Annotated in this window: 7 protein-coding genes; 4 read left to right on the top strand and 3 right to left on the bottom strand. The window is 65.5% G+C overall.

Annotated elements, in window-relative coordinates:
- Positions 1–1,233: protein kinase (locus G3N99_RS07305; protein WP_346778477.1), on the bottom strand; the 1,233-nt coding region annotated here is incomplete at its 3' end.
- Positions 1,234–1,280: 47 nt separating this feature from the next.
- Positions 1,281–2,282, bottom strand: a complete 1,002-nt coding sequence (locus G3N99_RS07300) for an FHA domain-containing protein (RefSeq protein ID WP_174940426.1) — start codon at positions 2,280–2,282, stop codon at positions 1,281–1,283.
- A gap of 815 nt (positions 2,283–3,097) precedes the next feature.
- Here G3N99_RS07300 and G3N99_RS07295 point away from each other — a divergent pair.
- The 3 genes from G3N99_RS07295 to G3N99_RS07285 all read left to right on the top strand — a co-directional run bounded on the left by G3N99_RS07295 (position 3,098) and on the right by G3N99_RS07285 (position 5,066).
- On the top strand, positions 3,098–3,808 hold the full coding sequence (locus G3N99_RS07295; protein WP_174940430.1) for a PadR family transcriptional regulator: 711 nt from the start codon (positions 3,098–3,100) through the stop codon (positions 3,806–3,808).
- 38 nt (positions 3,809–3,846) lie between these two features.
- A complete protein-coding gene (locus G3N99_RS07290; RefSeq protein ID WP_174942114.1) occupies positions 3,847–4,668 on the top strand; it encodes a siderophore-interacting protein in 822 nt (273 codons plus the stop codon).
- 173 nt (positions 4,669–4,841) lie between these two features.
- The gene (locus G3N99_RS07285; protein WP_089446765.1) at positions 4,842–5,066 is read left to right on the top strand and encodes a hypothetical protein; all 225 of its coding nucleotides are present in this window, start codon (positions 4,842–4,844) and stop codon (positions 5,064–5,066) included.
- Positions 5,067–5,092: 26 nt separating this feature from the next.
- Here the strand turns inward: G3N99_RS07285 and G3N99_RS07280 are convergent, their stop codons facing one another.
- Positions 5,093–5,674 (bottom strand): undecaprenyl-diphosphatase, encoded by a 582-nt coding sequence (locus tag G3N99_RS07280; RefSeq protein WP_174940434.1) that lies wholly within the window; start codon positions 5,672–5,674, stop codon positions 5,093–5,095.
- 442 nt (positions 5,675–6,116) lie between these two features.
- On the opposite strand from G3N99_RS07280, the gene G3N99_RS07275 reads away from it, so the two are divergent.
- A complete protein-coding gene (locus tag G3N99_RS07275) occupies positions 6,117–6,857 on the top strand; it encodes an acetoacetate decarboxylase (protein ID WP_009687317.1) in 741 nt (246 codons plus the stop codon).
- Positions 6,858–6,874: the final 17 nt, after the last annotated feature.

Raw genomic sequence — 6,874 nt, 5'->3', positions numbered from 1 at the left:
GAGTGCCGCACGCGCCGCGCGGCGCGCGGGCCGGTCGATTTCGCCTTGCAGGCCGAAATGGAGCAGCAACGTGTCGCCGAGCCGCTCGTCGACCTGCGCGCCATAGCCGACGGCGATATCCGCGCACTTCGTCAGCCATTGCGCCTCGTAATGGTCGAGCAGGGCGCCGTGATCGGTTCCCGCATGGCGTTGCCGACCGTCTCCGGCGATCGTCACGCAACAGCACAGCGTGGTGACTTGCCGGTATTCGCCAGCGGTTGCGATCGCCTCGCCGCGCGGTGTGAGCACGTGCGGCCGCGTGCGCCGGCTTGCACGGCCGGCATCGAACGGGCCGACCAGCGCGGCGAAATTGAGCGCGCGAAACTGCGCCGCGAGTTCGTCGGCCGACGCGGCACGCTGCGCCGGATTCTTGCTCAACGCGTGCCGCAGCACCGATCCGAGCGGATGCGACGCGATCGACGGTGGCAGCGCGACATCCACCGGGCTGAGCTGCTGATACAGAATGTCGGCCACGCTTGCGCCCTGCATCACGACTTCGCCCGTCAGGCATTCGATCACGACCAGGCCCCACGCATACAGGTCGCTTCCGGGCGTCGGCGGTTCGTTGCGCAATTGCTCGGGCGCGCAATATGACGGCGAGCCGAGCACCTCGGCCGCGAGCGTCGCGGCCTGGGGCGCGATATCCGCCGTGCCGGGCAGCAATGCGCCGATCCCGAAATCGAGTAGCTTCGCGTGCGGCCCGTCGTCAGCCATCGCGATCACGATGTTTTGCGGCTTCAGATCCCGGTGCACGATGCCGCGGCGATGCGCAGCCGCGAGCGCATCGAGCACCTCCGTCATCAGCCGTCCCGTGTCGACGGCCGGCAGCGGCCCCTCCATCGCGAGCCGGTCGCGCAGGGTCCGGCCCTGCACGCGCTCGAATACGGCGAACAGCCGCCCGTCGGGCGCTTCACCCTGGTCCAGCAGCGCCACGATGTTCGGGTGACGTAGCGCCTCGCACAGGCCTGTCTCGCGCCGGAAGCGCATGCGCTGGCGCGCGCGCTCGGTTGCGGTTCGCGCGACATCGTCCCGCATCAGCTTGATCGCGACGTCTTGCCCCGTTTCATCGCAGGTCGCGCGGAACACCACGCCGCTGCCGCCTTCGCCGAGCAACGCACCGAGCCGGTAATGTCGCTTGCCGGCCAACGTCGCGAAAGGCACGGCGGGCTGCTGCGATTCACGCACGTGAGGCACGCCGCGTGCACATGTCGCGGTCGGCAACCCTGGCTGTCGTTCCGCGTTCACGAGCAATGGACGACCGGATCCGGCGCCGGGCGATGCATGCCGATGCGCGGCTCGACGCCCGGCACCGACTGGCATTCGAGGCGCTCGCCGCGCATGACGCGGAACGGGAAATCGCCGAAGCGGACACTCCCGCGCCGCCGCTCGACGAGTTGGCTCGCGTCCAGCCCCGGCAGCGCCGCGAACTGGCTCCGGGCGCGATGAATCTGCACGTTGAGATGGGACGTATCGATACCGAGCATGCGGGCCAGCCGGTCGAGTTCGATCCAGCCTTGCGTGGCGGCGTCGTAGCCGGCCTGCATGTCGGTCGAGCGTGCGCGGGCAAGGGTGACGAGGCTGTAGTGATGGGCGCGCTCGCCGAGGTCGACCACGCCGCCGCGAATGTGCAGCAGCGCACGCGCATGCTCTTCGTCCCGGCTGACGAAGAATTCGAGCAATCGGGCCGGCGCGGCCGGATCGGCAGGCGCGCGCAGCGTCATGGTCGAACCATGGCGCACGAGCGCCACGCGCCACGTGAAGTCGCCCGTCGACACTTCATCGCCGTCATGGAGCGCGCGCGGCGGCAACGTGTCGTCGCACAGCCATTCCCCGGCCGGCGACTGGACGATCGTGACCGGCTGCGCGGCGTGGGCAGCCAGGATCTGGCGCGGCGTGAGCACGATCGGATGGGCAGAGCCCCGTACCGGCCACAGCGTATCGGCCGGATCGTCGAGCGCATCGACGCGCCAGGGAGCGACGCCCGTCCTGCCGAACCGGATGACGTCGCCCCGCTGCAGCACCGCGTGCTCGCCGTCGCGCAACGGCACGCCCGATACCGACGTGCCGTTGCTGCTGTGATCGTGGAGTTCCCATAGCCCGCCGACCCAGCGAATATGGGCATGGACACGGGATACCGACGCGTCGCGGATGACCGTATCGCAGCGCGCGGTATCGCGACCGAACACGTGATACGCACGGAGCAGGCACGCTTCCCCGGAAGAATCGTTCTTGAGTATCGCCATGGCTGCCCCGTATCGGATTCGCCCGGGTCGCTCGAATGACGCGTCGACGCCCGGCAAAGCGATTGATTCAATGATCGCGAACGATGTCGACCGTTCGCCGCCTCGTTACCAGTTCCTTCGTCAGCTTCCTTTCGAATCGTTGCCCATCCGGCGCGTGTTATTTCGGCTAATTGAATGGCTGACTGTTTTATTTTTTTAAATCGAGCAACTTGATGAAAATCCTGCCAAACAAAATCATGCGTCGCAATCGAAATGCTCAAATCCCGCTTTGATATTGCAATGCTTTACATTTTCGACGAAGCTTCGGCTCAGATATAAAGGGTCGAAAATCTTAATTACCCTGCGATCCTTGACAGGCTTGAACCAAGCAGAAGCACCCCATTGAATGACGGGGTGAAATTAAATACCTTTGCCCGCGCGGAAATTTTGTTTGATCAAAAGAAAATAAATTAAATAGTTCAATCCGTTTAAATAATAATCCCCGGTGTTTTGGCATATTGCATTACATGAATTACTGCGAAGCTCAGGTGCGTCACGGCCATGGTTTCGCGGTGTCATCGGCAACCTGATACGTGCCGGCACGCCGCTGCGTCACGATCGATTGCTGGCAAACGCTGCAGAAGCCGACGACGCGTCGGCCGTCCGATCGTCGTGACCGACTCGCCAACGATCCCGATGGAACGCATCGACGGCAATCTCCGCAGCAAGCTGCCAGCCCCATCTCCACCCCGCCATCCAGCCCCAATAAATCTCCTTGACGACCTATCTTTCGATATATATCTTTAGATATGTTTTTCGACATATAGGACTCGATCATGCGACACAACCCTTCCCGCGGCCATGCCCGATGCGACGGTCATGGCGCGCATGGCCGCCCTGACTGGTTCACCGGTCTCTGGTACGCGATCGGTCGCCACCGTCGCGGCCACGATCCGTTTGGCGGCGGCCCGTTCGGTGGCCGTGGCGGGCGCGGCGGCTTTGGCGATTTCGGTGACGACGGCATGCCGCGCGGCCGCCAGTTCAGCTCCGACGATCTCCAGCTGCTGTTGCTTGCGCTGGTCGCCGAGCAACCGAGCCACGGCTACGAGCTGATCAAGGCGCTCGACACGCGTTCGAACGGTTTCTACAGCCCGAGCCCCGGGATGGTGTATCCGGCGCTCACCTATCTCGAGGAAGTCGGCTTCGTCGCGTCGCAGGCGGAAGGCAACCGCAAGCGCTATGCGCTGACCGACGCCGGCCGCGCCCACCTCGACACCCAGCGCGAACGCGTCGACACGCTGTTCGCCCGCCTCACGCACCTCGCGCGCAAGATGGAGTTCATGCGCCGTGCGTTCGCAGGGGAATCGGCGGGCAACGAAACGCAGGACGACGCGCAAGCAGGCTGGCTGCCGGAGTTCGTCGAGGCGCGCCTCGCACTCAAGCGCGCGCTGCTGCACAAGAGCGCCGCCAACGCCGACGAACAGCGCCGCATCGCGGCCATCATGCGCCGCGCGACGGCCGAAATCGAAGGCGGCACCGGCGCGTGATGCGCGCCGCCCCGTCCAACCCTAAGGAGAACGGATTGATGCAGAACACATCCGACCGCACCGTGACCCGCGTGCGCCACACCCTCAAGTTCCGCTTGCTGCAAGTCCTGCGCGTGCACGCCGTGACGCCGCACCTGCTGCGCGTCACGCTCGGCGGCCCCGATCTCGCGGATTTCGAATCCGCGTCGTTCGACGATCACGTGAAGGTATTTTTCCCGCCGCCCGGCGCTGAACGGCCCGTGCTGCCGACGCTCGGCGCGAACGGTCCCGAGTTTCCGGAAGGCGAACCGAAGCCGGTCGCGCGCGACTTCACGCCGCGCCGCTTCGACCGCGCCGCCGGCGAACTCGATCTGGAATTCGTGCTGAACCACCCGGGCCCCGCGTCGCAGTGGGCCGCCCAGGCACGTGTCGGCCAATGGCTCGGCATCGGCGGCCCGCGCGGTTCGTTCGTCGTCCCGACCGGTTTCGACTGGCACCTGCTGATCGGCGACGATACGGCGCTGCCGGCGGTCGCGCGGCGTCTCGAGGAATTGCCGGCCGGTGCGCGCGTGGCCGTCGTGATGGAAGTCGCGGATCGCACCGCGCAGATCGCGTTCGACACGCGCGCCGACGTGCATGAAATCTGGCGCTTCCGCGCCGAAGCCGACGCGGCGGACGGCGACGTGCTGCTGCATGCCGTGCGCGACCTGCCGCTGCCGCCGTCCGGCGACGGCTACGTATGGGCAGCGGGCGAAGCGCTGTCGATGCGCGCGGTACGCCAGCACCTGACCGGCGAGCGCGGCGTCGACAAGTCGCGCATCCGCGCGGCGGCCTACTGGAAGCGCGGCGCGGCGGCCGTGCACGAAACGCTGGAAGACTGACGGGAGCGGGTACCCGGCAATGGGGTACCCGATCGAGGTTGACCGGCCGATGTCACAATCGTGGCGTCGGCGCACCAGCGGGCTTGGCACCGCTATCGCGACTGGTATATATCTGTGGGAGCGACGCCGCTGTCGGGCGACAGCCGCCGCAGCCCGCCCAGGAGCGCCCGGTCATGACAAAAGAAAGCCACGCGTCGCCGTTCCTTCGCAACCTGAAGATCGCCGGCTATTGCGGCCTTGCCGCGGTGGTACTCGCGCTGTTCGTCGCGATGTGCGCGATCCTGAAGGAAAGCGCACTCGACCGCGACGCCGCGCAACACCCGGCCGATACACCTGAACTGCACGATGCGGGCGGCGGCCCGTCCGCCTCGGCCGAATCGGCCAAGACGCCCGGCTGACGGCGTCCTGCCCGATCTCCTGCCGCTTACGGCGCGTGCCGGCGGCCCATCACGACTGCATGCACCGAATCGCCGAACCGTTCGAGCAGCGCGGTCACGCGTTGCCCGTACAGGTGCGCGGCCAGCGCGCCGGCCGTGCCGACCAGCACGCCGCCCGCCATGTCGAACGGCCAGTGCACGCCCGCATAGATACGTCCCCATGCAATCGCCGCGGCCATCGCGGCCATCACGAACCCGGTGAGCCGGGTCGTGCCGCCGAGCATCAGCCCGACCGCCATGCTCCACGCGAACGTCATGTGATCGCTCGGAAACGAGCTGTCCGGCGCGTGCGGAATCAGTTGCGTGCCGACGCCGGCCATGAACGGGCGCGGCGAGAACCAGAAATGTCCGATGACCTGTGCGAGCACGATCGCCACGCACACGCCGACGCCAGCTTCGATCGCCTGGCGCCGCGTCGGGCGCGCGCCGAAGATCCAGGTCAGCAGCAGCATCGCGGGCAACGCATAGACGAGCCAGTCGGCGGCGAAGATGGCGAGGCGGGCAACGCCCGGCTGCGGTGCAACCCCGGCGTTGATGGCGGAAAAGAGGGTGAGATTGAGGGTCTGCATGAATCCGGTTGCGTGGGGCGTAAAAAATCGGCCGGTTGCCCGGCCTGATACGAACGATGCTAAGGCGCACCCGCTTAAGCGATGCTTAATGGGCGGCCGCGCGCGACGAAGCCCGCCGCAGCGAACGCACTTAGAGCCTGCACTGCAACACAAGTTCACGAAATTGTCACATTCCCGCGCGACCGTCTCCCGAAAAGGCTCACCCTGCATCCCGTAAAGACTCACCTTTTTCACATCGTGACGTCATCGACGTGTGCAAACATCGGGACGCCGGGTGCCGTCCACGCCGTTTCCGTCATTCATCTCAATATTTAGGCTGCGAATGCTTCGAAATCGGCAACAATTAATTCCAAATGCGGCATCGCACAACGGTAACGCACAGGCATAGCATTACGAGCTTACGAGCACTCACCCACGAAGCGATCAACAACAAGGAGTCCGCATGAAACCCAGCGATGTCCGATCGAAAGCGTTTGCGATGCCGTTGACCAGCCCTGCCTTCCCGATGGGCCCTTACCGTTTCGTCGATCGTGAGTTTCTGATCATCACGTATCGCACCGATCCGGACCGCCTCCGCGAAATCGTCCCCGAGCCGCTGCAGGTCACCGAGCCGCTCGTGCATTACGAATTCATTCGCATGGCCGATTCGACCGGCTTCGGCGACTACACCGAAAGCGGTCAGGTGATTCCCGTCGAGTACAACGGCCAGCCGGGCGGCTATACGCTCGCGATGTATCTCGACGATCACCCGCCGATCGCCGGCGGCCGCGAGCTGTGGGGCTTCCCGAAGAAGCTCGCGTCGCCCACGCTGCACGTGAACACCGACCACATCCTCGGCACGCTCGACTACGGCAAGGTGCGCGTCGCCACCGGCACGATGGGCTACAAGCACAAGGAGCTCGACATCGACGAGCAGACCAAGCGTCTCGCCGGCCCCAATTTCCTGCTGAAGATCATCCCGCACGTCGACGGCACCGCGCGCGTCTGCGAACTCGTGCGCTACTACATGCAGGACATCAAGATGAAGGGCGCATGGACGGGCCCCGCATCGCTCGAGCTGGCGCCGCACGCACTCGCGCCCGTGGCCGATCTGCCCGTGCTCGAAATCGTCGAAGCCCGCCACCTGGTCGCAGATTTGACACTGGGCCTCGGCGAAGTCGTCTACGATTACCTGGCTCAGTAACACGTCCGCAGTCCTTT

Origin of the sequence: Burkholderia sp. Ac-20392 (assembly GCF_017104585.1) — a bacterium.
In the GTDB taxonomy this organism is placed as follows: Bacteria; Pseudomonadota; Gammaproteobacteria; order Burkholderiales; family Burkholderiaceae; genus Burkholderia; species Burkholderia lata.
The sequence above is the reverse complement of the archived record's forward strand: the minus strand, read 5'-3'. Positions and strand labels throughout refer to the sequence as shown.